Genomic DNA, 26,116 nt, shown 5'->3' on the forward strand with positions numbered 1-26,116 from the left:
ACGAGGTAACTGATGACGCGACGAGTTAAATGTGCACGTTTGGGAGTCGAGGCCGAAGGCTTGGAGAAACCGCCCTTCCCTGGAGTAGAAGGGCAGCGGATTTTCGACCATATCTCCGCTCAGGCATGGCAGGATTGGCTCAAACTCCAGACCATGCTGATCAATGAGCACCGGCTCACACCATTCGAGCCCGAAGCACGACGATTCCTGGCGAAGGAGCGCGAGAAATTTCTATTCGGCGGCGGAGCTCAGATGCCTGAAGGCTACGTGCCGCCCAAAGTCTGAATCGGCTCCGGAATCGGCTCAGACGGTTTGGAGATAGCGACCGGAATACCAGTTGGCTGCTGCAGCGCTTGCTTTAGCGCTGCGCCATCGAGAATGATCTCGCGACCCTTCGTTTTCTTCTCAATCAAATCCATAGCCGAGTCGAGCAACTGTTCGTAAGTCATGCGGTCTTCGTCCAACGGCTGATGGACTTCCATATATAAAATCCCTGCCGACCAGCCCAGCTTGACCGGCTGGTTGACCAGATGGACCGGGGTACCGACATTGACGAGCGGAAAAAGCCGCTCGATATCTTCTGGATACATTCGAATGCATCCGTGAGTGACTCGCATTCCGATGCCGTAGGCCTTGTCAGTGCCGGTGCCGTGGATAAGGTAGCCCGGAACGCCAAGCCGCATGGCGAAGCGGCCGAGCGGATTCAGAGGTCCCGCTGGGACCACGTCCGGTAAAATATCCCCGTCCCGGGCGTGTTCTTGCTTGATGGTTTCCGGAGGTACCCAAACCGGGTCCTTTACTTTCTGCGCAATTTTGGTGGCGCCCAAGGGAGTGCGCCAATCCATTCGGCCGATGCTCACCGGATAGCTAACGACTTGTATCGCTTTCGCTTTCCGCTGAGCCGGATAGTAGTAAAGGCGCATTTCCGGAATATTGATGACAACGCCGGAACGTGGCGCATCGGGAAGGATAAATTGGCGTGGGATCAATACATCCTTACCGTCACCAGGCAACCAGCGGTCGACGGTCGGATTGGCCATGACGATTTCGTCCTGACCGACGCTGAACTCCCGCGCAATATCGATGAGCGTATCTTCATGCTTCGCCTTCGTATACCGAATCTCGCCGATTAGATCGCTACCGTCCGTCGGAAGTGCGAACACCTCCGCTGTAGAATTGAGCGGGGCAGCAAGCATGAGCGCGATCGCTAGCCAGGCCGCCCCCCGTCTCTTGATGCGCGCCAATTCGATTGTTTTCAGCAACATTGCGTTTTTCCTACACCACAGGTTGTTTCGTTTGAAGGTTTTCGCCGCCAAAGAGCTCGATGAAGCGTGGCAAGAATGTCGCTAACTCGAGGCTCATGATTGCAAAATCCGCGTCGAAGCGTTCTACCGGATCGGACGTTTCGATATCCGCCGCATCTTCCTGTACCAGGTCCAGAAAACGGAGTTTCTTGATGCCAAACGCCTCGTCGAGAACAAAGCTTAGACGGTCATTCCAAGTGATAGCCAATTTGATGACCTCTTTACCGGCCTCAATGTGATTTTGAATCTCCGGTGCGCTCAGATCGTGGCGGCGGCAGCGCACGATACCGCCGTCTTCTTCCGGAGATCGCAACTCGCATTCGCTTTCCAGAGTGATATCCGACGGCAAGTCGGCATCCATAACCCAGTGGGTCATGATAGCACTGGGCCGCTCACGGGTCGCAGGAGGAACCACTGGCAAAGAACCAAGACACTGACGCAGCAGCGAAGCAATTTCCTCGGTTTTCTTAGCGCTGGCGCTATCTGCAACAAGCCAGCCGCCCTTCGGGTCAATGTAGGCATAGGTGCGCCGGCTGTGGCTAAAGGCGCGAGGCAGTAAATCCTGCATCACCTCATCGCGTAGCGCGTCCCGCTCTTTCCGTCGCATCGGCCGGCCTTGCCGGTCTTCGACTTCGGCTACCCGCTCCGAGAGGATTTCGTTAACTACCGAGGCAGGAACGATTTTTTCCTCCTTTTGAACACACACCATCGCAAATCCGTTGGTGACGTGGACCAGGGGAAAAGTATCCTTGCCGAGCGGTGCGCACCAGCCGTAACTGACGGGCTCTAGACTCCCGCAAGGACGAAAGCGGCGTTGATCGAGCTTTTGCTCGAACTCTGCGACGTCAAGATCGAAAGGTTCTGTAAAACGTAATAAAGATAAGTTCTTAAACCACATAATTCGGAAGCGGCAACCAAAAGGGGCGAATTATGGCGATTGGCGCGTTTTTTGTCATCAATACCGTTTAATCGCCATTTAAATCAGTCTGAAAACTCGACCTAAAGTATATTCGTTACATGTAGAGCGGAAGATCAGGCCTGTCATTGGATGTCAGAATCTTCATTATCATTCGTCGCACTACATTATGATTGATGAAAATGCCCTCGGAATCGGCTTGTCAAATTCGGGAATTAATTGACGCCATCCAGTCCTAACTATTTTGTGAGTTCCATGCTGATCTTTGTTCGAGAATTCTAGCTTTCCGGAATCAGTTGGAAAAATCGGCATTTAAATCATCTCGGATTCATGCTGAGCCATGAGTGATTGCCGGCCTTATTGAAATATCCGACTATTTTTTCGACCATCCTTTTGAAGAGTTGAGTAATTCTATGGGCTACTACCGACAGTCTCTTCCAGCGAGCGTTCTCTACAAAGCGTGCGATCCACAGGAATTCGACTTCTCCACCACCGACGAGTTGGCCGATATCGGTGTCGTGATAGGCCAAGAGCGAGCGCTGGATGCAATTCAGTTCGGCATTTCCATCGTCCAGAAGGGCTACAACATTTTCGCTCTAGGTCCGAGCGGATCCGGGAAGCTGGCGGCGGTTAAGGAAATCGTCGGCCGCGAAGCTGAAAACCGGCCGGTACCCGACGACTGGTGCTACGTCAACAACTTCGGCGAAGCTTCGAAGCCCAAGGCCTTGAGATTGCCGGCCGGTCAGGGGCGCCGCTTCGCCCGGGACATGGAGCAAGTCATCGAGGAACTCAGTACCGTCATTCCGGCGACGTTCGAGGGTGAAGAATACCGCGGTCGCGCAGAAGAAATCGAGGAGGAAGCAAAGGAGCGCGAGATCAATGCTCTAAATGAGTTACGCCGAAAATCTTTGCAGCACGGCATCGCTTTAATCGAAACGCCTACCGGATTTGCGTTTGCTCCGGTGGACGAAAAAGGCGAAGTGCTCGGACCCGAGCAATTTCAAAAGCTTTCGGAGCATCAGCAGGAACAGATTCAGGAGGCGGTAACGGATTTGCGTCAGCAGTTGCAAAAGCTGTTGAAGCAATTTCCGGTGTGGCGCAAGGAAGCAAAGGAAAAGCTGAAAACGCTGAATCGAGAAATTGCCGAGTTTGCCGTCAACCATTTGATGGACGATTTGAAAGCCCGTTACGAAGCCATTCCCGGAGTCGTTCAGTATCTGAATGAAGCTCAACGGGAAATCATCGATCACGCGGAAGATTTTTTCCCGAAGCAGGAAGGTGGCATAGCGACGTTGATCGGGCATGCGCCGCGGCCAAGTCCTTTTCTGCGCTATAAGGTGAACCTATTGGTCGACAATAGCGAGTGCAAATATGCCCCAGTCGTCTTCGAGAGCTTGCCGAGTCACAACAATCTGGTGGGACGGGTTGAATACCAAGCCTACATGGGCGCTTTGGTCACCGATTTCACAATGATCAAACCAGGCGCCTTGCATATCGCCAACGGCGGCTATTTGATCCTGGACGCTCGCAAAGTGCTGATGCAGCCGTTCGCTTGGGACAGCCTGAAACGCATTCTTCAGTCGCGCGAAATCCGTATCGAATCTTTGGAGCGTGCGCTAAGCGTAATCAGTACCTCGAGCCTGGAGCCGGAACCGATTCCGCTGGATATCAAGATCATTTTGATCGGGGATCGCGTTCTTTATTATTTGCTCAATGTTTACGATCCTGAATTTCGCGAGCTTTTCAAAGTTTCGGCGGATTTCGAAGAAACGATCGATCGAGATGCCGACGGCAATGCACTATACGCTCGGCTTATCGCCAGCCTGGCGCGGAGAAACCAGTTGCGCCCGCTGGACAAGGAAGCGGTAATCCGGGTAGTGGAACATGCGGCTCGCTTGGTGGAAGATTCGGAGAAATTATCCACCCATTTGCGCAGCCTGGACGATCTTCTCAAGGAAGCCGACCACTGGGCGGCACAGGTACAGCGCGCGATCATCACTCGGGACGACGTGCAGGCCGCCATCGATCACCAGATCCGTAGGGCTGACCGGCTCCGCGAGCGAGTTTATGAAAACATTCGACGCGGAACGATTTTCATCGACACTGAAGGCGCGGTGGTTGGCCAGGTCAACGGCTTGTCCGTAATCAGTTTGGGTGATTTTTCATTCGGCCAGCCGTCCCGCATTACCGCCACCACTCGGTTGGGCAGCGGCAAAATTCTTGACATCGAGCGGGAAAGCGAACTGGGCGGCGCCATTCACAGCAAAGGTGTGATGATTTTGTCCGGTTTCCTAGCACATCGTTATGCTAAGACCCGGCCGTTTTCAGTGACCGCCAGCCTCGTCTTCGAACAATCCTACGGCCAGGTCGAGGGCGACAGTGCGTCCTTGGCGGAACTCAGTGCGATTTTATCGTCACTGGCCGATTTACCGATTCGCCAGTCGCTGGCGGTAACCGGTTCGGTCAATCAAAATGGACAAGTTCAACCTATTGGCGGGGTCAACGAAAAGATCGAAGGCTTTTTTGACATTTGCGCCTCGATTGGCCTAAGCGGAAAACAGGGAGTGATCATTCCCCGTGCCAACGTCAAACACCTCATGCTGCGGCAGGATGTAGTCAAAGCCGCGGAATCGGGCAAATTTCACGTCTACGCGGTGGACACGGTAGATCAGGCTTTAGAGCTGCTCATGGATAAGCCGGCCGGCGAACGTGACGTGACAGGCGCATTCCCGCCAGATAGCATTAACGGGCGTATCGAACAACGCCTCAGGGAGTGGATCGATATCCAGAAGGAGTTCAGGAGTCAAGAAAGAGCCGGAGAGAATCAAAGCTATGGCTGAAGACGCTCCCATCTCCGAACGAGTCGTGGTTGCTTTGAACGTGCTGCGCCATGATATCGGTATTCTCGAATTGGCGGCGCATCTCGCCGCACGAAAGCAGGCGCAGTTGATTGCAGTTTATGTGGAAGAGACGAACTTAATCAATTTGGCCGAGCTTCCGTTCGCGATAGAGATTGATCGCATCTGCGCGGCCGAGCGTAAAGTCGATTTGCCACGCCTGATGCGCACCCTGCGCTCCAGCACCGAACAAATTCAGCAAACGTTGTACCGGCTGAATCAACGCCTGCGAATTGACGTAAGTTTCCGGACAGTGCGCGGACATCTCGTTTCCGCCGTCATGTCACAGATCGAGCAGGTTGACGTCGTTTTCCTTCCCAAGAGAACCGAGCCGTATAAAAGCGGCGTTAAGAAGAAGATCTCTACATTCCCTATCTGGGTTGTATTCGACGGATCTATGGAAGCTAAGCGCGCCTTACGGATGGCTGTCGAGTTGGCCGAGCTCGAATCAAGCCGACTTAATGTTGCCCTTCCGGCAGAGACTGAGGCCGAATCCGAGGCATTAAAAAGGTTGGCGTTGGAAAGCTGTGTTCAAAGCGCAGCCGCGCAGTTTGTTTCCGTCCGCCCGCTTGATGCTCCAAATTTACTGCGTTCGATGCAGCGCACTGGCTGCCGCTTATTGGTAGTCAAACGTCAAAACGGCGATTTCAGCAAAGCCATTTCGGAGATCGTCGCTTGCCCCGTCGTCCTGGTTTGAATCGCGGCTATGCCGGTAGTATAAAGATGCAAATTACGAGCGGTCGCGATTCCATTTCGCGACCGCTCGTTCAGTGATTGCCCGTTACGATTCACTATCCAAGCTTCACGTATGCCAAGCATGTACCCGTGCTGCACCGGCAAATCCAAAATACGCGGCTACCGCTGCGCTCAATAGGTGCAACCAGGCGTCGATACCGTATATTGGAGCCAACCCGAACAGTGTGTTCGTTGCCGGAATAATCCCCAACAGGAATAACACACCGAAGAGGATCGCATTGGCTCGCGCGAAGGTCACGGCCCTAGGAATACTCCGGGCGGCAAGAATACCCCAGACTCCAACGCCGATATGTACCAAGTTGTGAATCAGATTAACCGGAAAGAGGCCAAACAATCTGCCGTAGCCAGCTTCTATAGCCAATGGAGGACCTCCTACTATCGGCTGTACAAGGCCCGGGATAAAGCCAAGAATACCGATTATCAGGTACACAATGCCAAACACTTTCGCGAAAGTCTGAACCATGACACATCTCCTTCAATATCAGGATAAAACACTCGCTACCTTACTTATCCTCGGACATAAAATATTGCCTCTCTGAAAGGCGGCAGCGCGGTATTTTTCATTTCGCACTGCTAGTCCGAGAAAAGCTTATGTTGTCAATTAGAGCCTTCGAAAAATCGCTAGTTCAGGCTTTAAGGCGTGTCTTTTGACCATTTGAAGACCGAGACGGCAGCTTGCGTACTCTTACCTATTCAAAAGTGAATCTCATGGCAGCATCCTATTTTGAACTACACCGTTAACTCGAAGTTTGAGAGGTGCCGATATGCTGACTCAAGAAGCATCTTCAACTGGCTCCATGCAAGCATGTATCGAGCAGTGTCTGGATTGCCATTCTATATGCCTGGAAACGGTAACCCACTGTCTGGAAAAAGGAGGGCCGCATGCGGAAGCCGATCATATTCGACTCCTCCTGGATTGTGCCGAAATTTGCCAAACCAGTGCGAACTTCATGCTCCGCGGTTCAGAGCTTCACACGTTAACCTGCGAAGTCTGCGCAGAAACATGCGAACAGTGCGGGGACAGTTGTGAGCAATTCGAGAATGACCCCCAAATGCAGGCATGCGCGCAAACTTGCCGAAGCTGTGCTGACGCCTGTCAGGCTATGGCCGAAGAAGCAGGTGTTGAATGATGGGTTTTGGGTTTTAGATAGTCCGACTGAAATTACACCATCGGAGCCCGCATTTCCGGAGCATGCCGCTCGTCAAGCGCAATTTGTCATCATCACCGTACGAGAGCGGTAGCTAAGCGTGTGCGTAAATTGGAGAGCTTAGGCTCCTCAGCTTATGGCTCGGAGCGATTACTCTCATGCCGCTCTCGACCGACCACTGAGAAAATTCACGACCACTCACCGGTTCCTGGACGCCTATTCATGGAGGCTGACGCGTAGCGATCGTGTGTCAAGGGAGCGTCGAAAAGGAATGGACTACAACACCCGACCGATTATGAAAAAAGCCGCGCCAGGAAACAGCAACGCGGCTCCCCACCAGGTACCGGCCATCATCGCAAGAATGCTGACTGCAACCAGAATGGTGCCGATCGCCTGCAATTTTCCGCTCAAGCTGCGTATTGGAGCTGCTTTTAAAGCCCGCCCGCAATGTGGACAAGCATTGGCTTGATCGGGAATCTCCGAGTCGCACGCGGGACATTTCATGGGGGCCATAGCTATAAACTCCGTTACCTTAACAGCGTGAGATTAGCGGAGATTCAGCATGCCTACAACAGTTCGTACTATCGAAATTCGAATGTGACTCTCGGCAATTTCGAACAATGCCTGGATTGGGATAGATCAGGAAAACCTTGCTCCTAAAGCTGGAGATGCTCCAAATTACCGGTAGGACACGGCGGAGAGGTTTCAAAAATGAGGCCCGGTTAAATTCCGACAAGAGATGAGTTTTGGGAATTTTTGAAAACCCGAAAACAAAAAGGCCTGCATTACTGCAAGCCTTTGTTTTAATTGGTGGGCCATGTAGGGATCGAACCTACGACAAACGGATTAAGAGTCCTGTTTTTGGCTGTTTTACCGAGCTCTACCAAGTTTGAAAGAGACATAAAACATGCTTGCAATCAGTCGCTTACATGACATAATAAATCCGACTGTCTTTGAAGCTGTTTGAATCGTACTGTCTACCATGCGTCTACCACGATTCCAGGGGGGGATATGAAACTGACGAAATCCGTAATCGACCGGCTACCCATTCCCGAGACCGACCCCACGTTCTACCGTGACGACGAGATCAGGGGTTTCGGCATGAAGGTTTTCCCGTCTGGCGTGAAATCCTTCTTTCTCGAAAAGCGGATCAATCGGCGAGTCAAGCGGATCACGATAGGCCGATACGGAGAGATCACGCCGGAGCAAGCCCGCAAGCAGGCGCTCAAGCTGGCCGGGGATATCGCAACCGGCGGCGATCCCGTAGCCAAGAAGCGGCGCGCCAAGCTGGAAGAAAAGACGCTGAACGAGGCGTTCGCCGATTACTTGGAGACCCGGAAGGATTTAAAGGAGCGAACGCGGCGCGACATGCGTGCGTCCATGGACGAAATGTTTTCCGATTGGCTGGATAAGCCAATAACCAGAATCACCCCGGCGATGGTCGCCAAGCGACATAAAGAATTCGGAGAGCAGCGCTCTGAGGCGCGCGCTAATCTCGGGTGCCGCTATCTGCGAGCGATTCTTAATTTTGCTCGGGCCAAGTACAAAGACGACGAAGGCCGCCCGCTGATCGGCGAGAATCCGGTGAAAGCCTTGTCTGAAACTCGCGCATGGTTCCGCGTTGACCGGCGCTCGACGGTCATCAAGCCGCACGAGATCAAACCTTGGTTTGAGGCCGTTCTGAACCTGCCGAGCAAGGATATCGGCGACTATTTCCAGGTTCTGATTCTGACCGGACTGCGGCGGGAAGAAGCCTTGAGCCTCAAATGGTCCGAAATCGACCTGAAAGCCCGCACGCTTACCGTGTTGGACCCCAAGAACCGGCGGGATCATACCCTGCCTATGGGTGACTACCTGTCCGCGATCATGACCCGGCGCAAGGCTGCGGCTGATGCGAGGAAGGAAGAAGCCGAATCCCCGTTTGTCTTTTCCGATTCCGCTGGCCGGCGTATCTCGAATTTCCGCTACGCCCTGGCCGCGATTGAGAAAGCATCCGGCGTTCGCTTTACCCCGCACGATCTACGGCGGACGTTCGCAACCATTGCCGATTCGCTGGACATTCCCGCCTATGCCTTGAAAGCCCTGATGAACCATAAGTCGGGGGCGGACGTGACGGCCGGCTATGTGATCGTCACGGCCGAGCGGCTGCGGGCGCCGATGCAGAAGATCGAGGACTTTGTTTTAAAGGCGGCTGGACTGAAACCCACGGCTGAGATTGTCGAACTGAAACGGGAGGTGACCGTATGAGCATCGCTGAAAAGATTTACGAAACCGTCAAGGCCCTGCCCGAGCAGCAAGCGGCCGAGGTCTTGAGCTTTGCGGAAAGCTTGAAAACCAAGCAAGAGATCGAAGACAAGGCGCGCCGGGAAAAAGCGCTGTCTACCCTGGCGAAATACCGCGGGCGATTCAAAGCGGAGAAATTTGACCGGGAAGCGTGCTATGACCGCCCGAGTCTTCGCTGATACCAATCTGTTCATTTATGCGGAATCGGAGAACGGCGAGAAGACCACGCGGGCGATCTCGATTATCGAGGACCGTCCGGTAATCAGTGTCCAGGTGATCAACGAGACCGTCAGCGTCTTGACTCGAAAATATGGTTTCACCCTAGCGGAAGCTCATGACATCGCCGAAAGCCTGCTCGATCTATGTGAAGTGGTTCCGGTCGAAACGGCGACTTTACGGGAGGCGTTCCGATTGGTGAGGCGTTATCCGCTTTCCCATTGGGACAGTCTGATCGTGGCGGCGGCGCTATTGGCGAACTGCGATACCCTGTATTCAGAGGACTTGCAGCATGGGCAGGTATTCGACGGCCGTTTGACGGTCGTTAACCCTTTCTTGTGAATCCCTAACCGGCGAGAGGATCGCCGGGAGGTCGCGGACGATTTAGCGGGGCACCAGAGTGCGGGCACACTCGGGCGCCCCTGACCACAACCACCTACCACGGAGGTGAATCATGGTTACTGTTCATCCTATCACCCTGGCCGGCTGGAGCGGCAACCATCTTGAAACACTGCCGTGAGGTGGTGGATGAAGAACGACAATCCAGACTGGAAAAATCCGGCCGATTACCCTGACGCCGACACCACGTCCTTATATCAATGGGCGTGGGAGTTTTTCAGGCGAAACCCATCCTATCGGCGGGATTACGACGAGTACGCCCGCCTGCCAAGGGAGTCTCTAGGGGATGGTTTACTGCCTGACGGGATTATCTCCCGGTTCTGCAAGTGTGAACCGGCCGCTATGCCGGGCGAATCAGTCACTCAGTTTGCATTACGAGGTGGCAAGCGAATTGGAACGCCACGAGAATATTTTTCCGAACGCTATCGCCTTTCAAAGCTTTTGCTTGCTGTCCCCAACCCATATCGAAGTCTTCCGCCAAACACCCCGGTGTTTGACACTGACTTGACTAAGATGCTCACGTACGACATTTCCAAGGTGTACGAGCACTGCGGAATAAAAACCGGACTGACGCCGGAAACGGACCGCGAGATTGTCATCACGATCGACCTTGACCTTCCGCTTGAAACACAGTTCGAGAACATCAAGACAATCATCGAGACAAAAGGGCTGATACGCGGCTTCAAGCACAGAAAGAATCACCGCTCTAAATATCCACTGTACCTACGTGCTTTCGATGCGCGGCAGGAAAACAAAGGGGCGGCTGAGATTGCCGACGGGCTGAGGATCAATGATCCGCAAACGATCAATAAGTATTTGAAAGCCGCTAACAATCTAATCCATCGGGACTACTGGAAGCTGGCCGCAATGCACAAGCTTGAACTCGGAAAATAAAATTCTTTTTTACTTTCCGTGACTCGCCCCGCCTGATCGATAAAGCTAGCCGTGTTTTGAACAAAGCCGAACGAGGTTGTTTAAAGACATGGCGACTTCTAGCACCGCAGAATCTTCAACCGTTCATGATCGAGTAACCAGCAAGCGAGTTACTCCCCCCAAAAAATCTCGGATCGAACTCGCCCGCGAATTCGCGGAATCGCACGACGACGCATTGGTCACCACAGACCAGGTTGCGGCGTTCCTCAACTGTTCCGAAGCGAAGCTTGAGCGCGACCGATGGGCCGGCTCGGGCTTGCCGTACATCAAGCACGGCCGACACGTCCGGTACGTGAAGCGTGTTGTTGTGGAGCACGTGCAGCGGAGCATCCGCGCTTCTACGTCCGACCGGGCGTAAGGGGGTGGCATGGTATGGATTTCGACAACCGCGACGGGCGGCCAGGAGAGTTGCGCCCTGCGTTTCAAGGCGGCTCGGATGGGGCGCCCCCGAGCGCTCGGGGTCATCACGAACAGGCCACGCTAAAAGGGAACGGCCGGGGGCGATGCTTTTCGGAGCAGAGCCATTATAACGCCGAACGCATAGTTATTCCCTTCCCCGCTGGTCCGAAGCTTCCGCCGTATGGCCGGCGCGTGGTTGCGCTCCGGCGAACTCGAGAAACGCTGTCGATTTTGACCGGATCGGCCGCGATGGACGAAGCGGCGCGGCGCTTCGAGCTAGAAGCCAAGTACGGCGATCCGCCGACCCTGTTCGTTTGCCTGCCATTCGAGCGCAACCCGAGCGGCTACGATTGGACTTTTTGCCGGGGTTTGGACGTGGCCATCGTATCGGCTGGAACGTCGGAAAGCGATATCAGCCTGTTGCACTTGGCCGGCTTGGTGCTGGCAGCGGGCGCGGCGCATGTAGTCGTCCGACTGGCGGCGCGGATCGAGATATTACGGCGCGATGACGGGGGGGCAGTATGGCGGATGCACTGACTCCCCCGGGCGAGCGGATCGAGCTAGCCGACCTGTCCAGGCTGGCGACGGACATCAAGACCTACACGCTACTGAGCGTGGATGATTTGGCGGCGCTGCCGGCACAACACTACCGCGTCAAATCCACTTTTCCCGAAAACGGGTTTGTCGCTTTTTTCGGGCCTCCCGGCTCTGGTAAGTCGTTTCTGGCGTTCGACATGGCGGGCGCAATCGCCGGGCGAGATGACTGGTTCGGGTATCGCGTCCGGCGTGGTCCGGTCGTCTATCTATTCCTTGAGGGCGAAGCGGGCGCGCGCAATCGGATCGCGGCTTATCGGACAGAATACGGCGGGACGTCATTGGCGAACATGCGATTGATTTTTCAGTCCGTAAATTTACTGTCGACCGATATCGTCGGCCTAATCGCGGCGCTCAGGGACGCGGGCATGGATCGCCCGACAATTTTTGTCGACACGTTGAATCGAGCGGCACCCGGCGCGGACGAGAATAGCTCCGTGGACATGGGGCTCATTATCGAATCCTGTAAGCGCCTACAGGCCGAAACTGATGGGCTTGTCGTTATCGTCCACCACACAGGAAAAGACGGCACCAGGGGGCTGAGAGGCCATTCCAGCCTGCTCGCGGCGCTGGATGCGGCCATCGAAGTATCGAGCGACGGCGAGACTAGGAAATGGACGCTTACGAAATCAAAGGACGGGCAGGACGGGCTTAGCCATGCGTTTAGGCTCAAGGTCCACGAGCTTGGATTTGATGAGGACGGCGACCCCATAACATCCTGCACCGTCGAACTCTTGGACGACATTCCCGACCGGGACAAAAAACCAAAGGCTCCGACTGGCGGAAACCAAAAGATCGTTTGGGATTACCTGCACGACGTACTCAAAGACCGTCCGTCTATTCCGACAAGCGAGCTCATCGAGGGTGTACGCGGTCGTTTGGTTTGCGACGAAAAACGCAAACCCGAACGAATCAGGCAAGCGCTCACCGCGATGATTAACGCCGGTTTGGTGACCTGTTATGACGATACCCTTTCGTTTCCCGTTCCCATTCCCGTTCCCGTTCCCCCTAAAGGGGGAAACGGGAAAACGGGAAAATGGGATTCCCGAAACTTCCCGAAAGCGGGAATTTCGGGAAGCTGGTATGAAACGGAGAAGGACACCGACAACGAAGTCGCGGGAGGATTCGACCTATGACGCCGGCAACGATCCTTTCACGCTGCCGGGAGTCGGGTATTCCGCTATCCGCGAATGGCGACCGCCTACACGTTGGCGTCGAGCCCGACCAGATACCGGCCGACCTGCTGGGCGAACTCAAAGCGCACAAGACCGAACTGGTGGCGCTTTTGGCGAACCCTTGGGCACCCGGCGGCGAGTATTACGAACGGATTCGTTCGGGCTGGCGATTGTCGCGGACGGAGGACGGCGGCTATGTGTGGCTGGAACCCGGAACGTGGCGGCCGAACGAACCGGCCGATGAAGGCGACGCCGGGGCGATCCATTGCGCCGATTGCCGGCACAAGGTCACGACCGAGCACCCGGTTTTGACCGACTGCGCGGCGGGCATTCAAGCACCCGGCGCGGGCGGGCTTTGGTGGAGTATGGACAGGCACGCGTGCGGAGAGTTTGAGCGGGCCGGCGCACCGCCCGCGCAATCGCGCAATGAACTGCGCCAGGGCAGTACCGGCGCAGTGGGCCGGGCCGGAGCGAAAAGGGATTCCGAATCCATTGTCGGCTACCCTGAAACGCCCGAGCAACGGGGGCTTTGCCACGGACGGCGGCAGACGGTAGACGGATGGTAGACTTTGGACACGAAAAACCCCCGACGGAGCGGGGGCGACAGATGATTTTCGGCTACTACCTGCCGAGCAAAACGATAACACGAACCGACGGATCGGAGAACGACGAGGTGAGCCTGATACCGGACGACTTTGTTCGACAGATGAGAGGCTACCCCAATGATCGATGTTCTAATCGCGGGCCGACTGCTACGCGACCCGCAACGCCGAACCGGGCAATCCGGTAAAGCATTTACCACCGCGATGATTTCCGCAGCCGTCGAGGGCGCGGACGATCGGCAACTTGTTTCCGTCATCGCGTTCGGCGACCAGGCCGAGCGGTTGGGCCGGCTGAAAGCGGGGGATTCCGTTTTCGTTGCTGGGCCGGCGAAGCTCACGACGTGGGACCGCGACGGCGAGACGCGCCAGGGGCTGAACGTCACCGCAACGGGCATTCTGACCGCCTACGACGCACGCAAACGGCGGGGCGACACGAACAAGCCGAAAGAGCATCAAAACGGCTCAACGCGGCAGGCCGTGCCCGAATTCGACGACGCCATTCCCTTCTGATTTGACCCGCGAGGTAACCACCATGCAGACCTTTGAATTCACGTCCAATTACGAGGAAACCGGCGCCGGCACCCTCGACTTCGCCGATGCCCCGTATCCGATCAGCCCCGAGTTGACGAAAGTCGCGCGGGAATACCGCAATGATCGGTTCATCGCCGACGAGGTTCTACCGCGGATTCCCGTCGCCAGCATGGAGTTCAAATATTTGACGGCGAACGCGGCCGAGTTGCTGGCGCGGCTGGAGACCCGCGTCGGGCGTAAGAGTAAGCCGAACGAAGTTTCGTTCACGGCCGGCGAAATCCTGGACGCGGTGCACGGCGCCGGGCTGGAGCACGTCCTTCCCTGGCATGACTTGGCGAACGCACCGGACCCGGACGAAATGAAGCGGAAAGCGACCAGGGACACGACGGATTTGATTTTGCTGGACCGGGAGCGGCGCGTTGCGAATCTGGTGTTCAGCAGTATCAGCTACCCGGCCGGCAACGTTCAGACGCTCGCCGGTTCAGCCCAATGGAACGACCCGGCAAGCGACCCGATTAAAGCCATCATGGACGCCCTGGACACTTGCATCATGCGGCCGAATATCGCCGTCCTCGGCCGGCGAACCTGGACCAAGCTCAAATTGCACCCGAAGATCGTCGAAGGCGTTTATTGGGTGGACGCCAATGCGGGAGTTGTAGGCCCCGACGACGTGGCGCAGGTTCTGGAAATCGACAAAATTTTCGTCGGCGATGCTTGGCACAACTCGGCGAAGAAGGGCCAAGCGGCGAGCTTGACCCGGTTATGGGGACCGCATGCGGCGTTTCTCTACATGGGCCAGCCCGGAAACCCGAACCGCTGGGGTGCAACGGCCGCATGGGGCGAGCGCTTCGCGTTCAGCTACGAGGACCCGAACCGAGGCGTCCGCGGCTCGCATGTGATTCGCGTCGGCGAGTACGTCGAGGAATTCCTCGTTTCCCCCGAACTCGGCTGTCTGATCCGCAACGCCGTCGCCGGCTGATCCACGATTCATTCACCAGACCCACGGAGAAACACGACCCATGAACGCCGTCACCAATCGCGTATCAATCCGTCACGAAATCAGAACCAGGCTCGACGAGACCCGTCGCGCCTACGTTGAGGCCACGGACCGGGCCGAACAGCTACGCCGGGAGGAAATGGAACTCGGCCGCCGGCTGGACGCCCTGGAGCGGAAAATCCAGAACCTTGAGAATGCCTGCGAATACCCGGACGACGAGCTCACCGCCGAACACGAGCGCATTAAAGCTGCGTTCCGGAAAGCGACCGAGGGCGCAGCCGAAGCCGAGGCTGCGGTTTCCCGCCTGAATTCGGAAATTCTCGCCATCGAGGGCGATATGAAAACGGTTCCGGACACGACCCTTGACGATATTTTGCGGGCTCAACAGGCGCGCGACGAGGCGCAGGCCGAGCGGGATCGATTGGCCGCCCTGATCGGGCAGCAAGCCGGAATCGACCTGTCCGCCCGCGAATCGGAACTCGCCGCGCTCAAACGGCAGTACGGTGACATCCTGGCCGACGAGGCCGCAGGAACGCCGGTGGGCGCCGAGTATCTGACCGCTTTGGTCGAAAACATCGACCGGCTTGAGTCCGAAATCTCGGAGGCTCGAAAAACGGCCGAGCGGGACCGAATCCGGAACGAAGGGCTCGCCCGCAAGCTTGCGGCGGCCGACGACAAGCTTGCGGCAGCCGAGGCCGAATTCCGGGAAACCTTCCGCTGCTTCGTTACCCTACAGGAACAGCGCGCCCAACTCGATTACGTCAAGGCCGCGAACGACCTGATCGACGCCTACGCACGATTCATGCAAATCAGCCGAATTCAGTCGCAGAACCGGCACCAGACGACCCCGATTTACGGATTCCTCAGCCTCCCAGGATTCAACGGCCGGCCGCTGATCGATAAGGCGACGCTGCTGAAGCTGCCGATCGACCCCGAACCGATGCTTGCCCAATGGCGCAAAAAGGGGCTCAAAGTCTGACGTAAAGGCCGCCTAAACCGCGCGTTATGAGCCAATCAACGCCGCCCGACGACCCGCGACAGGAGTATTTGCCGGCGAACCCTCCCCGTCTCCGGCAACGCCGGATCAAATTGGCGACGCTGCGGGACGTTCAACGGGAAATGGCGCGGCTGTACCGGGATATGCGCAACGGGCGGCTCGATCCGAGCGACGGAGCGAAAATGACTTATACCCTGGCTACCCTCGGCAAGCTGATCGAGGTCGGCGACCTGGAGCGGCGTGTCGAGGCGCTGGAACTGGAGAGGAACCGAAATGACCCTTGAGAAGCGCATTGCACGACTAGAGAGCGAAGCCGGCCGGCACCCCGCGCGGCTGATCGTTCGGCGCATCGTGGGCCGGTTCGAGGATCGGCCGGAATGCTACCGGATACACGGCCGGCTGCTCGGATCGCCGACGGCGCTGGAGTTGCACCGGAAGGCCGGCGAGACGGAACAGGCGTTCATGCAACGGGCGGCGCGGGAGTTGCGGCGGTTCGAGCGTGACCCCGGCGGCTATGTCTCGCCGATCGCCGAAAACCCGCTGCTGCCCAGCGACTCGGAGCCCGCGACAGGCGAGCACCGGGCGGCGCTGGAGCACGAAACGCCGGAACCCGGTACTATCCTACCGACCCCGGTCGAAAACGAGCCCGTGGCCGCCCCGCAAGCGCAAGAACCGGCCGACCCGAAACCCTGGCGGCGCAATCCAGCCGGGAGCGAGGTCGAGCGGACCAGCACGGCGATGGTTCGGGAGATCGATCGGATGATTGCCCGGTTATCCGGGCGATCCTGAGCAGAGAAACACTTCGGCGAGATAGGCCGAGACCGACCCTTGAGCGGCCGGCGAGCAGCGGGACACCGGGAACGACCGCAGGATGTTCGGGCATTGCCGTTCTATCCATTCAAACGATATTTCCCTGATGGTGGCGCGGCGATCCGGGCCGCATCCGGGATCAATCGCGGCGGTTAGATGGTCGGCAGCCCGTTCGAGCACGTGCAGCCGTTTTTCGAAATCCCGAACCCCTTCGGCATAGAGCACGTTCCAGAACCGCACGACCAACCGATCCGATCGACGCCCGACCCGGCGTACCGACCGCATGAGAATCGGCGAGCAGTAGGGCTTTCCGTCGTCGAGGTAGCCGGGCGACATTTCCCATCCGTACCAGCAACCCGGCGAGAGTTTGAAATGGGTTTCAATCGGCTGAATCACATACCCTCCAAAACGCCCCTCTTCCGCGAGGCATTTAACGCCCCTGACATAGCAAAACGGTCGATTCCGAGTCTCGCCGGTGTCTGCGTAGCGCACCTGGAGCCCGCCAGTCGCGTCAACATTACCGAAGGTTAGCCGGCGGCCGTTCTCGTCCGTGGCTTCGCTGGCGCATTGGACGCATAGGGCGCGAGGATAGCGGGAACTGGCCGGAACCTTTCCGCCGCAGAGTGGGCACGACTGGAAGCCATCGGCAGGATAAAAAAACGTCATCGTGTGCTTCCGGGGCCGCGCTTGGGCCGGATCCCCGCCTTTTCCGCTTCGCGCAGAATCAGCGACTCGACCCAGTTGGATAGAGTCCGATTTTCACGTTCCGCCAATTCCTCGGCGAGTCTTTTGATTTCCGGTTTCACCCGGACGTTGATGGATTCGGTTTTCAGTCGTTTTTCTTGTATTGCCATTAGCGTTACTCTCTGATACGGTAATTAACGCCAATGGTAACACATTGCATTACAAGAGCGGGCCGACATGGTGCAGCCACACCACGCCGACCCTAACCACAACCGCAAACCTACACAGGAGGTTGCAATCATGGCTAATCAGCATCATAACACCCCGACCGACCTGACCGCCCGATTCTGGCGTGTCGAGACCGACGAGTTCGCCCCCCGTATCAGGCGGGGCGATTATGTGTTACTCGACGACGTTCCGCCCGACGAGGTCGACATCGTCGCCGTTCGCGCCGAAAACCCGGCCGGCTTTAAGCTGGCAACGTGGGCGCCTGGAATGGACCGTCTAGCGACGGTCGTGCAGGTTTCGCGGCAATACAGGTGAGGAGGCACAGTCATGGCTATTCACGGACAAAACCGCGCGGCATTCATGGACCGCGAGCAGATGATTGAGGTGATCGGGATCAGCGAAATCGAATGCGGTCACCTGATGGCGCTGGCCCGCAGCATTCGCCGTTTGTCGGACGATCCGACGGTTCAGGGACTGGCCGATCAGGTTCTGTATTGGTCCGAGTCGATCGGGAACGACCTTGCGTGCGTTCGGGAAACGCTGGAACGTGGGCCGGTCTCTCCGGTCGTCGGCGGATAAGGGTGCACGTATGGAACGGCAGAACCTGACCGACGCCCGCGAGCTCCTGGAGCAAGCCGGGCATATCCTGGAAACTATTCAAGTCGCGCTAGGCTGCGAATCGATCGCCAAGGAGCCCGGATCGACCGGCGCTTACCTGATCCTGAATGACGTGCGGCTGAGAGTTGAACGGGCCGGGCTTCTGATCGACCAATGCCGATTCGTGGCGAAACTATCGAAGTGAAGTACAAAGGGGAAATCGTGGATTTAGACAATTCTCATGACGACGCTATGTTGCGAGGAAGGATTGAGAACAAACGCGTTGAGCATTACAAGAAATACCAAAAAGAGCCGTATCGTCCGCCAAGTAAAGGTGGAAACACAAGCGCATTACACTCGCACGTTCTGATCATTGACGGCGAGAAATACAGTTTCCTTGCACTTGGAGGTCAGCAATGGGCTTACAAATCGGACACGGTCTCGTTTGAATACGAGATCACAAAGGAAGGATACAGAAACATCATTGTGGAAACCTTTGTTGCTCGGACAAAGGACGGCGCTGAAATCGTTCGTGGAAATCGCGGATTTAAGTCACGGCTACGAACAGCAGGAACGCGTATGCCAGCAAGTCGCCGTGAGCGGCTTGATTAATGGCCAATAGCAGCGGAATCCGGCTGGGGGAACCTAGCCGGGTTTAATTTTGGACACTGAAATGTTTAAAAAGCTAGGTCAATTCTTCAACAAAAAACGCATCAACAAGGCTTTGCTGATGGCACAAATTGAAGCGCTTGCTAACGATCTGTTTGGCGCGGCGGTGGCGTGCGCTGACGTACTGATCGATGGCAGCATAGCGCGCAAATTGGGCGAGAATTGGGAAATCACCGAGGATGAGCGAGTCGGGATCGTTATTCAATACCTGAACGGATTGCTCGCGATAGCCGATCGCGTCGCGTTCGCGCACCATGGCCCCGAGACGCGCGCGGAAATAATAGACAACCTGATCATTCTGGCGCATGGACACTTGATAGATACGGTTTTGAAACCTGATGTCACAATGCCCGAAAAACTTGACACGCTTGGCGGCGCAATAGAGTCATACAACGCGGCCGTGATCTTATTTTCGGGCTGCAAGGCAATGGTTCCTGGTGACGGCGTTTCGCGGAGCGATTCGTTTTTTTGGCGATTCGGGGAGTGCGTGAGCAACCATGTAGGCTACCCCGACGATTTTACTTTCATCATGGCAGCCGGTGGGCTGCTTTTCGATTCGTTCATAGAGATCAGGGCCGCCGATAAGATTCGCTTGGCTGGTCATTGATTGCAACCCGGCCGGGGAAACCTGGCCGGTTTTTTTGGGTGATTGATAGTCAGAAGAAAGCCCTTGCGGTTTCGGCTTTTTAGGGGTTGGAGTTGCTGGGAACTATCTGACCATGGGAAAACGGTACCGTACGCGCGCTAACTGGCTTTGAAGGAATTTCCCCGTATCGGACTCGCCAGTCATGTGGCTACACATGTAGGCTGCGATATCTGCGAGCTGAAGCATCGGAGCTTCTTGAACTTTACGTAGCAGTGGCTGAAATTTGAAGGGCATCGCATTCGCGGTGCCGAAATCTAAATAGAAGTCGCCGTAGCGACTACTAACTTGGGCTTTGCTTGGGCCGATAAACTTTATTCTGCTGGGATCTTCGGCCAAAAAAATTTCACATTCCCAGGCTGTTGGACCGTAAGAGCTACCGGGTGGAACGCTAAAACAGGTTTTTGCAAGTTCTACCAGCATCCCTTTTGCAAAGTGTTCAGTTTGTTCCGTTACCGAAAGAGTAACGTACGATCCGTCTACCGGATTCTCGAGCCTTAGTTCTTTGCCAATTGCCGCTTGAGAAGAGGGCAGATTCGTTACTGCATATCGAAGAATTACACCGGATTGATTCATGATTGTCACGACACGGCCGATGATGGCGTGCACGTCTCTTAGGGAGAGGTGAGATAGTCCTTCCGTCTTAGCTGGATTAATCTTGTCCAGGCTAAAAAGAGTCCTGCAATGCAACTGAACATGTGCGGGAATATCAAATTTATCCTTTAAGCGGGCGATACTGGTTTCTACCTGCTTAAGTCGAGTTCGCGGAATAATGACGACCGCGAACACAAGTGTGTTGTAGAAGCGACTATCGTCCCCAAAAGCCAGGTATGGTGTACTCCTGTTCGAGCCAACCGGCAGAATGTTCGCGTTCATGTTTCTATAACGTTGATCGTGACAAATCTGGTCCAAGCTGAAATTCGACGAGCTGTTGTCCTTCTATGCGCTTGACCTATGGCGGCGCGATAACACGACTCCAGTCAGCGAGGCCGGTTTTTTTATTTCCACGACGGAATCAAACGGCTTTGGCCGGGGGCTCGATTTTTCGTCTACCGTCTACCATGCGTCTACCATGAAAAAAGGCTTACCGGATAAAACCGCGTAAGCCTTTGATTTTATTGGTGGGCCATGTAGGGATCGAACCTACGACAAACGGATTAAGAGTCCGCTGCTCTACCAGCTGAGCTAATGGCCCGATATGGAGTGCTTGACGAGCTAGAAGTGGGGTGACCGATGGGGCTCGAACCCACGACAACCGGAATCACAATCCGGGGCTCTACCAACTGAGCTACGGCCACCGTCGGAAAATTACAAATAGATGGCGCGCTTGGCAGGACTCGAACCTGCGACCCTCGGCTTAGAAGGCCGATGCTCTATCCGGCTGAGCTACAAGCGCTTGGTCGGGGTAGAGGGATTCGAACCCCCGACATTCTGCTCCCAAAGCAGACGCGCTACCAGACTGCGCTATACCCCGGACGACCTTCTTTAACGAGAAGCCGTTCGGCTAACCATCAAGACTCACAATAATACCCATGTCGTTACAGATCGTCAATCGGTATGCTGCATACCTCTGTCGTCAATGATAACAAGCGCTTGCTTTACAGCTTGCTCTTGACGGTCTGGAAAATTTCCTCATTCAGGAGATCCATTCCGCTCAAAATCCCGTTCAATTCCGCTAAGCGGGAAGATACGAATTTTTCATCCTTTATAGCACCGGCGTTCACATAAACATTTAGCGCGGCGCTTTTCAGCGCAGCGTAACCTGCCACGACGGCAACGCCGGCATCACTGACTACGTTTCGATTCCCTTTTTCCGCTACGATTTTGCTCAACCTGATCACTTCGGCACAGGCTTTCGCGCACGCGATCGGCACATCGGTCGCCTCCTGCAAAGCCGATTGTATCTGCTGGCTTCTGGCGGTCTTCTGTTCTTGCGTTTCTTTTGGTAAACCGTAGGCGCCCATGACCTTATCAAATACTTCGACATCGGCTCTAACCATGTCCATCAGCTGCGCACGCAAGTTTTCCGCTTTCGTCAGCAGCTCTTTCATCTCTGGTTCGACGGCCTCATAATTTTTTTTTCCTATGGTGAGATTACAAACCATGCTCACCAAAGCGGCGCCCATAGCTCCCATAATGGCCGCTGCGCTGCCGCCACCGGGAGTTGCCGACTTGCTGGCCAAGTCGTCCAAAAATTGATGGATTGTTTTGTCTTTGATCATGCCATTCGCTCCATCAGGTTCATAGTATGAAAAATGGCCGGAAAGTATAAAACACAAGGCGTTACGGGTTAAAATTTTCCGTTTTTTCCGATTGGCGATATCTCGCCGGTTCGATGACGAATCGGAAAAATCCGCCAAACCCGCTCAAGGTTAAGTGCCATTCCAAGGAAAAAGAATGAAGAAGCTTTTGTTCCAATTCGATACCGATTTTTACCCATCTGTGTTCGACACCGTTGTCGCCTATGATGGCGGCGCGGATCATGTAATCGGCCACGGTGGCCTGACGCCGGAGAACGTTGGGGCATTGGTGGACGGCACAATTTTTACAAGAGCGCCCAAGGATAAAAAAAATACGGCAATCTTCATCGGGGGCAGCGATTTGATGGCCGGACAAGCGCTATTGAAGGCGGTCAAGAAAAAGTTTTTCGGAGGTTTTCGAGTCTCCGTAATGCTGGATAGCAACGGCAGCAACACCACGGCCGCAGCGGGCGTCGCCAAACTCGCAGCGAGCGGAGCAATTGCCGGAAAACGGGCTGTCGTTCTTGCAGGTACCGGGCCTGTGGGCCAGCGGGCGGCGGTAATGCTGGCCAAAGAAGGCGCTCGGGTCTCGATCACATCACGCCAGATGGCTCGCGCCGAGAAAGCTTGCCAAGACATGAAACAGCGGTTCGGCGTCGAACTGACCCCTATTGAGGCTCATGATAACGACGCACGCGGGAAATCCATAGAGCAAGCGCATATCGTGTTTGCGGCCGGCGCAGCCGGTGTAGAACTGTTGGAAGAACGTCATTGGCAGGATAATCCGTCGATCGAGCTGGTGGCGGATGCCAACGCGACTCCTCCAATCGGTATCGGCGGGACCGATATGATGGACCGTGGAACAGACCGAAACGGAAAAATCGTTTGGGGAGCCATTGGCTTCGGTACGCTGAAACTGGCACTGCACCGTGCCTGTATCGCTAAGCTTTTCGAGAGTAACGATCAAATTCTGGATGCCGAAGAAATTTTCGAAATCGCGAAGACAATGGCCTGAAGGACACAGGCGCGATTCGAACAGGGCAGCCGCTGACGTTTTCGCTTGACCTCGGAGAGCGCCTAAATTTCCAAGATTTTTCTTGGGTCGAATTCGCTTACGAGCTGATTTGGGAAATAGCCTCGGGGATTGCAGAGAATTCGCGTGCCAGAGCACCGATAGTCGGAGACGGCATGGGTATGGCCATGGAACCAGGCTGCGATTTCGAAACTGTGCAGGACTTCTCTCAGGTCATTGCAGTAGGCATGGCGTTTGATCTGGCTGGGGCTGTCCCGCCAGCTCCAAGGCGTCGGAGCGTGGTGGGTGACCACCACGGTTTTCCCGGGAAACGGTTTTGCGAGCTCGGCAAAGAGCCATTCGCGGGATTCCCAATGCAATTGGCGATAGCTTTTCGCATTCAAAGCATCTGTGCGGTATCGAATCTTTCGGAAATCATTGACGATAGAAACCAGTTCCTCCAGCTGATCGTTATCGTCGCCCCCGAGATCGCTCCACAGGGAACAACCCAAAAATCTCACTCCGTCATACACCCACGCGCGTTGTTCCAGGAACTGCACATTGGTTCCGCTAGCGGCACTAGTTAGGTTTGCCAGGGTGAAGAGATATTCTTGGCCGTAAAACTCGTGGTTACCCGCTACATATATGACAGGCTTTCCAAATGATTTAAGCCAGTCCAAAGCTTGCAGGCCAACACCGATATCTCCGGCTGCGACGACGACGTCCGCATCGGTCGCCGTCGTCTCCAAAGATCCGAATTCGAGATGTATGTCCGAAAAATACTGAATACGCACGGTGTAATGTGATCCTTGGCCGGAGCATCCTTCGAGGGCTTATTATTCCGGCACACGCTGTAAGTTCCATAATTATAACTTGACACCCAAGTAAAGAACTCGGAAATTACCGCAAGCCTACGATAGGCTTGAGCTGTGTCATTGATAAAATAGCGGACTCGCGAAGTATCCCAGTAGGTTTTTAAGCATGATGAATAGAAGAGATTCGGTCGGTGTAAAAGTCGGTGAGATCCAGATCGGCGGCAATGCGCCGGTGGTCGTCCAATCCATGACCAACACCGATACCGCGGATGTAAAAAGCACCGTCAGACAGGTGATGGATCTGGCCAAGGCCGGTTCCGAATTGGTCCGCATTACCGTAAACAATGAAGAATCAGCACAGGCCGTATCTCAGATACGCGAAGAATTGGACAGGAATGGCTGCTTCGTTCCTCTAATCGGCGATTTCCATTTCAACGGTCATAAGCTGCTGGACAAGTTTCCCGGTTGCGCCGAAGCACTGGCGAAATACCGTATCAACCCCGGCAACGTGGGCCGCGGATCCAAGCGCGATCCCCAATTCGCCCAGATGATCGAATTTGCCTGCCGCTACGAAAAACCCGTGCGGATCGGCGTCAATTGGGGGAGCCTCGATCAATCCGTGCTGGCACGCCTGCTCGATGAGAACGCGCAGCTTAGTGACCCAAGACCACTCGCCGAAGTGATGCGCGAGGCGGTCATCACCTCGGCTTTGGAAAGCGCCGAGCGTGCCGTGTCATTAGGATTGCCTAAAAACCGCATCGTGCTGTCATGCAAGATGAGCGGCGTTCAGGAGCTGATTGCCGTTTATCAAGCGCTCGCCGAACGCTGTGATTACGCTCTGCACTTGGGGCTTACCGAAGCCGGCATGGGATCCAAAGGCATCGTGGCGTCTACGGCCGCATTGGCGGTACTACTGCAGCAGGGCATCGGCGATACCATCCGTATTTCCTTGACCCCCGAGCCGGGCGCCGATCGCACTCACGAAGTCATCGTCGCCCAGGAGATTCTCCAAACCATGGGCATCCGCTCGTTCACGCCGATGGTGATCTCCTGCCCCGGTTGCGGCCGTACGACCAGCGACTATTTTCAAAAGCTGGCTCAGCAGATTCAGAGCCATCTCCGTCACAAGATGCCGGAATGGCGCAAGAAATATTCGGGTGTCGAGGACATGCACGTGGCCGTGATGGGCTGTGTGGTCAACGGCCCGGGCGAGAGCAAGAACGCCAATATCGGAATCAGCTTGCCCGGCACGGGTGAGCAACCGGTCGCCCCGGTCTTCGAGGATGGCGTAAAGACGGTAACACTGAAGGGCGATCGTATCGCCGAAGACTTTCAGGAATTGGTCGAGCGTTATATCGTGTCCCACTACGGCCCGAATCAGGAACATCAAGCCATCGCCGAGTAAGGAATCGAAAGCTCCCCGGCCCGCGGCTCCTCAGTCCGGGCGGGCCGGACTTTCGCTAGCCATCCCCTTCAAACGCTGCAACTCCAGATCGCTAAATCCCGCCGCTCGGCGCAATTCGATATTGAACGGACCGCGGACAGCCCCCCGAAGATAGCGTTCGACAAGATCGAAATATTCCGTTACGGGATCGATTCCCTGTTCGTTGCACACGTATTGAAACCAACGAGTACCTCGCGCCACATGGCCAACCTCGTCCCTCAGGATAATCCTGAGGATATTCGCGGTTGCGTCATCGCCTAAGGCATCGAGCTTGTCAATCATTGCCGGGGTGACGTCCAATCCCCTCGCTTCCATCACGCGCGGAACCAACGCCAGGCGGGCTTTCACGTCGTGCGCCGTGTCCTCGGCTAATTCCCATAATCCTCTATGTGCCGGAAGTTGGCCGTAGTCGGCATTAAAGTCTTTTAGCCTTCCTCGAACCAGAGAAAAGTGATAAGCCTCCTCGATGGCTACTTCCAGCCAATCGTCATAAAACGCCGATGGCATTTCGCGAAACCGATAAACCATATCCCATGCGAGCTGAATCGCGGTGAATTCGATGTGGGCAACCGCATGCAGAAACGCGATCTTCCCGGCAGGGGTCGTGAGTTTCCGCCGCGGCAAATGCCTCGGGTCCACCAGCTCCGGACGCTCCGGGAAGCGGACTTCCGATGCCGGCTTGGGCGGCAAGCGATCATCCAGAGAAAAGCCTTCTCCCCGGAAGGCCAGCGCAGCCCGCTCGGTCGCTTCCAGTTTGGCTTCCACGGATGGCGTGTATAGGCACGATTCCGCAATCTCGAATAAATTGGACGACATGAGTTTCGTAA

Annotated in this window: 33 protein-coding genes and 4 tRNA genes; 24 read left to right on the forward strand and 13 right to left on the reverse strand. The window is 55.6% G+C overall.

What is annotated here, in order from left to right; translation table 11 throughout:
• Positions 1–12: 12 nt before the first annotated feature.
• Positions 13–285 (forward strand): oxidative damage protection protein, encoded by a 273-nt coding sequence (locus ACWJJK_RS11570; RefSeq protein WP_077732573.1) that lies wholly within the window; start codon positions 13–15, stop codon positions 283–285.
• On the opposite strand, the gene ACWJJK_RS11575 is transcribed toward ACWJJK_RS11570, so the two are convergent.
• On the reverse strand, positions 264–1,316 hold the full coding sequence (locus ACWJJK_RS11575; RefSeq protein ID WP_240502655.1) for a L,D-transpeptidase family protein: 1,053 nt from the start codon (positions 1,314–1,316) through the stop codon (positions 264–266). The genes ACWJJK_RS11570 and ACWJJK_RS11575 overlap by 22 nt on opposite strands.
• Positions 1,276–2,202, reverse strand: coding sequence for a recombination-associated protein RdgC (gene rdgC, locus ACWJJK_RS11580; RefSeq protein ID WP_454128097.1), 927 nt, complete (start codon positions 2,200–2,202; stop codon positions 1,276–1,278). Before rdgC ends, ACWJJK_RS11575 begins: the two co-directional genes overlap by 41 nt.
• 431 nt (positions 2,203–2,633) lie before the next feature.
• On the opposite strand from rdgC, the gene ACWJJK_RS11585 reads away from it, so the two are divergent.
• Both ACWJJK_RS11585 and ACWJJK_RS11590 read left to right on the forward strand, forming a co-directional pair.
• Positions 2,634–5,060 (forward strand): Lon protease family protein, encoded by a 2,427-nt coding sequence (locus tag ACWJJK_RS11585; protein WP_077732575.1) that lies wholly within the window; start codon positions 2,634–2,636, stop codon positions 5,058–5,060.
• Positions 5,053–5,814: a universal stress protein gene (locus ACWJJK_RS11590; RefSeq protein ID WP_086134773.1), complete on the forward strand. Its 762-nt coding sequence runs from the start codon at positions 5,053–5,055 to the stop codon at positions 5,812–5,814. The genes ACWJJK_RS11585 and ACWJJK_RS11590 overlap by 8 nt, the downstream gene beginning before the upstream one ends.
• Before the next feature lie 105 nt (positions 5,815–5,919).
• Here ACWJJK_RS11590 and ACWJJK_RS11595 read toward each other — a convergent pair whose 3' ends face one another.
• Complete coding sequence (locus ACWJJK_RS11595) at positions 5,920–6,336, reverse strand: DUF4383 domain-containing protein (RefSeq protein ID WP_077729495.1); 417 nt, start codon at positions 6,334–6,336, stop codon at positions 5,920–5,922.
• Between the two features lie 487 nt (positions 6,337–6,823).
• On the opposite strand from ACWJJK_RS11595, the gene ACWJJK_RS11600 reads away from it, so the two are divergent.
• The 14 genes from ACWJJK_RS11600 to ACWJJK_RS11665 all read left to right on the forward strand — a co-directional run bounded on the left by ACWJJK_RS11600 (position 6,824) and on the right by ACWJJK_RS11665 (position 16,936).
• Entirely contained in the window at positions 6,824–7,003 is a 180-nt protein-coding gene (locus tag ACWJJK_RS11600; protein ID WP_276205387.1) for a four-helix bundle copper-binding protein, read from the forward strand.
• A 289-nt stretch (positions 7,004–7,292) separates the two neighbouring features.
• On the forward strand, positions 7,293–7,490 hold the full coding sequence (locus tag ACWJJK_RS11605) for a hypothetical protein (RefSeq protein WP_240502448.1): 198 nt from the start codon (positions 7,293–7,295) through the stop codon (positions 7,488–7,490).
• 542 nt (positions 7,491–8,032) lie between these two features.
• Entirely contained in the window at positions 8,033–9,268 is a 1,236-nt protein-coding gene (locus ACWJJK_RS11610) for a tyrosine-type recombinase/integrase (RefSeq protein WP_077729497.1), read from the forward strand.
• Positions 9,265–9,483, forward strand: coding sequence for a DUF2281 domain-containing protein (locus ACWJJK_RS11615; RefSeq protein ID WP_026610782.1), 219 nt, complete (start codon positions 9,265–9,267; stop codon positions 9,481–9,483). Before ACWJJK_RS11610 ends, ACWJJK_RS11615 begins: the two co-directional genes overlap by 4 nt.
• Positions 9,461–9,862 (forward strand): PIN domain-containing protein, encoded by a 402-nt coding sequence (locus ACWJJK_RS11620; RefSeq protein ID WP_077729498.1) that lies wholly within the window; start codon positions 9,461–9,463, stop codon positions 9,860–9,862. Before ACWJJK_RS11615 ends, ACWJJK_RS11620 begins: the two co-directional genes overlap by 23 nt.
• A gap of 186 nt (positions 9,863–10,048) precedes the next feature.
• Positions 10,049–10,813 (forward strand): transcriptional regulator domain-containing protein, encoded by a 765-nt coding sequence (locus ACWJJK_RS11625; protein ID WP_077729499.1) that lies wholly within the window; start codon positions 10,049–10,051, stop codon positions 10,811–10,813.
• Between the two features lie 411 nt (positions 10,814–11,224).
• A complete protein-coding gene (locus ACWJJK_RS11630) occupies positions 11,225–11,788 on the forward strand; it encodes a hypothetical protein (RefSeq protein WP_077729501.1) in 564 nt (187 codons plus the stop codon).
• Entirely contained in the window at positions 11,773–12,981 is a 1,209-nt protein-coding gene (locus ACWJJK_RS11635; RefSeq protein ID WP_077729502.1) for an AAA family ATPase, read from the forward strand. Before ACWJJK_RS11630 ends, ACWJJK_RS11635 begins: the two co-directional genes overlap by 16 nt.
• A complete protein-coding gene (locus ACWJJK_RS11640) occupies positions 12,978–13,586 on the forward strand; it encodes a TubC N-terminal docking domain-related protein (RefSeq protein ID WP_077729503.1) in 609 nt (202 codons plus the stop codon). Before ACWJJK_RS11635 ends, ACWJJK_RS11640 begins: the two co-directional genes overlap by 4 nt.
• A 156-nt stretch (positions 13,587–13,742) precedes the next feature.
• A complete protein-coding gene (locus tag ACWJJK_RS11645; protein ID WP_077729504.1) occupies positions 13,743–14,132 on the forward strand; it encodes a single-stranded DNA-binding protein in 390 nt (129 codons plus the stop codon).
• Between the two features lie 22 nt (positions 14,133–14,154).
• A complete protein-coding gene (locus ACWJJK_RS11650) occupies positions 14,155–15,132 on the forward strand; it encodes a major capsid protein (RefSeq protein ID WP_454128098.1) in 978 nt (325 codons plus the stop codon).
• Positions 15,133–15,172: 40 nt separating this feature from the next.
• Positions 15,173–16,129: a coiled-coil domain-containing protein gene (locus ACWJJK_RS11655; protein ID WP_077729506.1), complete on the forward strand. Its 957-nt coding sequence runs from the start codon at positions 15,173–15,175 to the stop codon at positions 16,127–16,129.
• A gap of 26 nt (positions 16,130–16,155) precedes the next feature.
• A complete protein-coding gene (locus tag ACWJJK_RS11660; RefSeq protein ID WP_077729507.1) occupies positions 16,156–16,431 on the forward strand; it encodes a hypothetical protein in 276 nt (91 codons plus the stop codon).
• A complete protein-coding gene (locus tag ACWJJK_RS11665) occupies positions 16,421–16,936 on the forward strand; it encodes a hypothetical protein (RefSeq protein ID WP_454128099.1) in 516 nt (171 codons plus the stop codon). Before ACWJJK_RS11660 ends, ACWJJK_RS11665 begins: the two co-directional genes overlap by 11 nt.
• Here ACWJJK_RS11665 and ACWJJK_RS11670 read toward each other — a convergent pair.
• On the reverse strand, positions 16,919–17,623 hold the full coding sequence (locus tag ACWJJK_RS11670) for a hypothetical protein (protein ID WP_454128100.1): 705 nt from the start codon (positions 17,621–17,623) through the stop codon (positions 16,919–16,921). The two genes, ACWJJK_RS11665 and ACWJJK_RS11670, sit on opposite strands and share 18 nt — an antisense overlap.
• Entirely contained in the window at positions 17,620–17,811 is a 192-nt protein-coding gene (locus ACWJJK_RS11675) for a type II toxin -antitoxin system TacA 1-like antitoxin (RefSeq protein WP_036268985.1), read from the reverse strand. Before ACWJJK_RS11675 ends, ACWJJK_RS11670 begins: the two co-directional genes overlap by 4 nt.
• 130 nt (positions 17,812–17,941) lie before the next feature.
• Between ACWJJK_RS11675 and ACWJJK_RS11680 the strand changes: the two genes are divergently transcribed.
• The 5 genes from ACWJJK_RS11680 (at position 17,942) to ACWJJK_RS11700 (ending at position 19,742) form a co-directional block, all read left to right on the forward strand.
• The gene (locus tag ACWJJK_RS11680; RefSeq protein WP_454128101.1) at positions 17,942–18,184 is read left to right on the forward strand and encodes a hypothetical protein; all 243 of its coding nucleotides are present in this window, start codon (positions 17,942–17,944) and stop codon (positions 18,182–18,184) included.
• A gap of 12 nt (positions 18,185–18,196) precedes the next feature.
• Positions 18,197–18,448: a hypothetical protein gene (locus tag ACWJJK_RS11685; RefSeq protein WP_077729511.1), complete on the forward strand. Its 252-nt coding sequence runs from the start codon at positions 18,197–18,199 to the stop codon at positions 18,446–18,448.
• A gap of 10 nt (positions 18,449–18,458) precedes the next feature.
• Positions 18,459–18,671, forward strand: coding sequence for a hypothetical protein (locus ACWJJK_RS11690; RefSeq protein ID WP_077729512.1), 213 nt, complete (start codon positions 18,459–18,461; stop codon positions 18,669–18,671).
• Complete coding sequence (locus ACWJJK_RS11695) at positions 18,641–19,078, forward strand: hypothetical protein (RefSeq protein ID WP_205780709.1); 438 nt, start codon at positions 18,641–18,643, stop codon at positions 19,076–19,078. The genes ACWJJK_RS11690 and ACWJJK_RS11695 overlap by 31 nt, the downstream gene beginning before the upstream one ends.
• Before the next feature lie 61 nt (positions 19,079–19,139).
• Positions 19,140–19,742 (forward strand): hypothetical protein, encoded by a 603-nt coding sequence (locus tag ACWJJK_RS11700; RefSeq protein WP_077729513.1) that lies wholly within the window; start codon positions 19,140–19,142, stop codon positions 19,740–19,742.
• Between the two features lie 102 nt (positions 19,743–19,844).
• Here ACWJJK_RS11700 and ACWJJK_RS11705 read toward each other — a convergent pair whose 3' ends face one another.
• From ACWJJK_RS11705 to fchA, 6 genes are all read right to left on the reverse strand, one after another.
• Positions 19,845–20,654, reverse strand: a complete 810-nt coding sequence (locus tag ACWJJK_RS11705; RefSeq protein WP_077729514.1) for a hypothetical protein — start codon at positions 20,652–20,654, stop codon at positions 19,845–19,847.
• A gap of 243 nt (positions 20,655–20,897) precedes the next feature.
• Positions 20,898–20,973 (reverse strand) — tRNA-Lys (locus tag ACWJJK_RS11710).
• A 27-nt stretch (positions 20,974–21,000) separates the two neighbouring features.
• A tRNA-His gene (locus ACWJJK_RS11715) sits at positions 21,001–21,076 on the reverse strand.
• Between the two features lie 21 nt (positions 21,077–21,097).
• Positions 21,098–21,174: transfer RNA gene (locus tag ACWJJK_RS11720), tRNA-Arg, on the reverse strand.
• Position 21,175: 1 nt separating this feature from the next.
• Positions 21,176–21,252, reverse strand: a tRNA-Pro gene (locus ACWJJK_RS11725).
• A 124-nt stretch (positions 21,253–21,376) separates the two neighbouring features.
• Positions 21,377–22,000 (reverse strand): methenyltetrahydrofolate cyclohydrolase, encoded by a 624-nt coding sequence (gene fchA, locus ACWJJK_RS11730; protein WP_133716228.1) that lies wholly within the window; start codon positions 21,998–22,000, stop codon positions 21,377–21,379.
• 175 nt (positions 22,001–22,175) lie between these two features.
• On the opposite strand from fchA, the gene ACWJJK_RS11735 reads away from it, so the two are divergent.
• Complete coding sequence (locus ACWJJK_RS11735; RefSeq protein ID WP_434151104.1) at positions 22,176–23,033, forward strand: NADP-dependent methylenetetrahydromethanopterin/methylenetetrahydrofolate dehydrogenase; 858 nt, start codon at positions 22,176–22,178, stop codon at positions 23,031–23,033.
• A 62-nt stretch (positions 23,034–23,095) separates the two neighbouring features.
• Here the strand turns inward: ACWJJK_RS11735 and ACWJJK_RS11740 are convergent, their stop codons facing one another.
• A complete protein-coding gene (locus ACWJJK_RS11740) occupies positions 23,096–23,824 on the reverse strand; it encodes a metallophosphoesterase (protein ID WP_434130391.1) in 729 nt (242 codons plus the stop codon).
• 187 nt (positions 23,825–24,011) lie between these two features.
• On the opposite strand from ACWJJK_RS11740, the gene ispG reads away from it, so the two are divergent.
• A complete protein-coding gene (gene ispG / locus ACWJJK_RS11745; RefSeq protein WP_454128102.1) occupies positions 24,012–25,250 on the forward strand; it encodes a flavodoxin-dependent (E)-4-hydroxy-3-methylbut-2-enyl-diphosphate synthase in 1,239 nt (412 codons plus the stop codon).
• Positions 25,251–25,280: 30 nt separating this feature from the next.
• Here the strand turns inward: ispG and ACWJJK_RS11750 are convergent, their stop codons facing one another.
• Positions 25,281–26,105: a ferritin-like domain-containing protein gene (locus tag ACWJJK_RS11750; protein ID WP_156881198.1), complete on the reverse strand. Its 825-nt coding sequence runs from the start codon at positions 26,103–26,105 to the stop codon at positions 25,281–25,283.
• Positions 26,106–26,116 lie beyond the last annotated feature (11 nt).

The organism is Methylocaldum gracile (assembly GCF_053646815.1).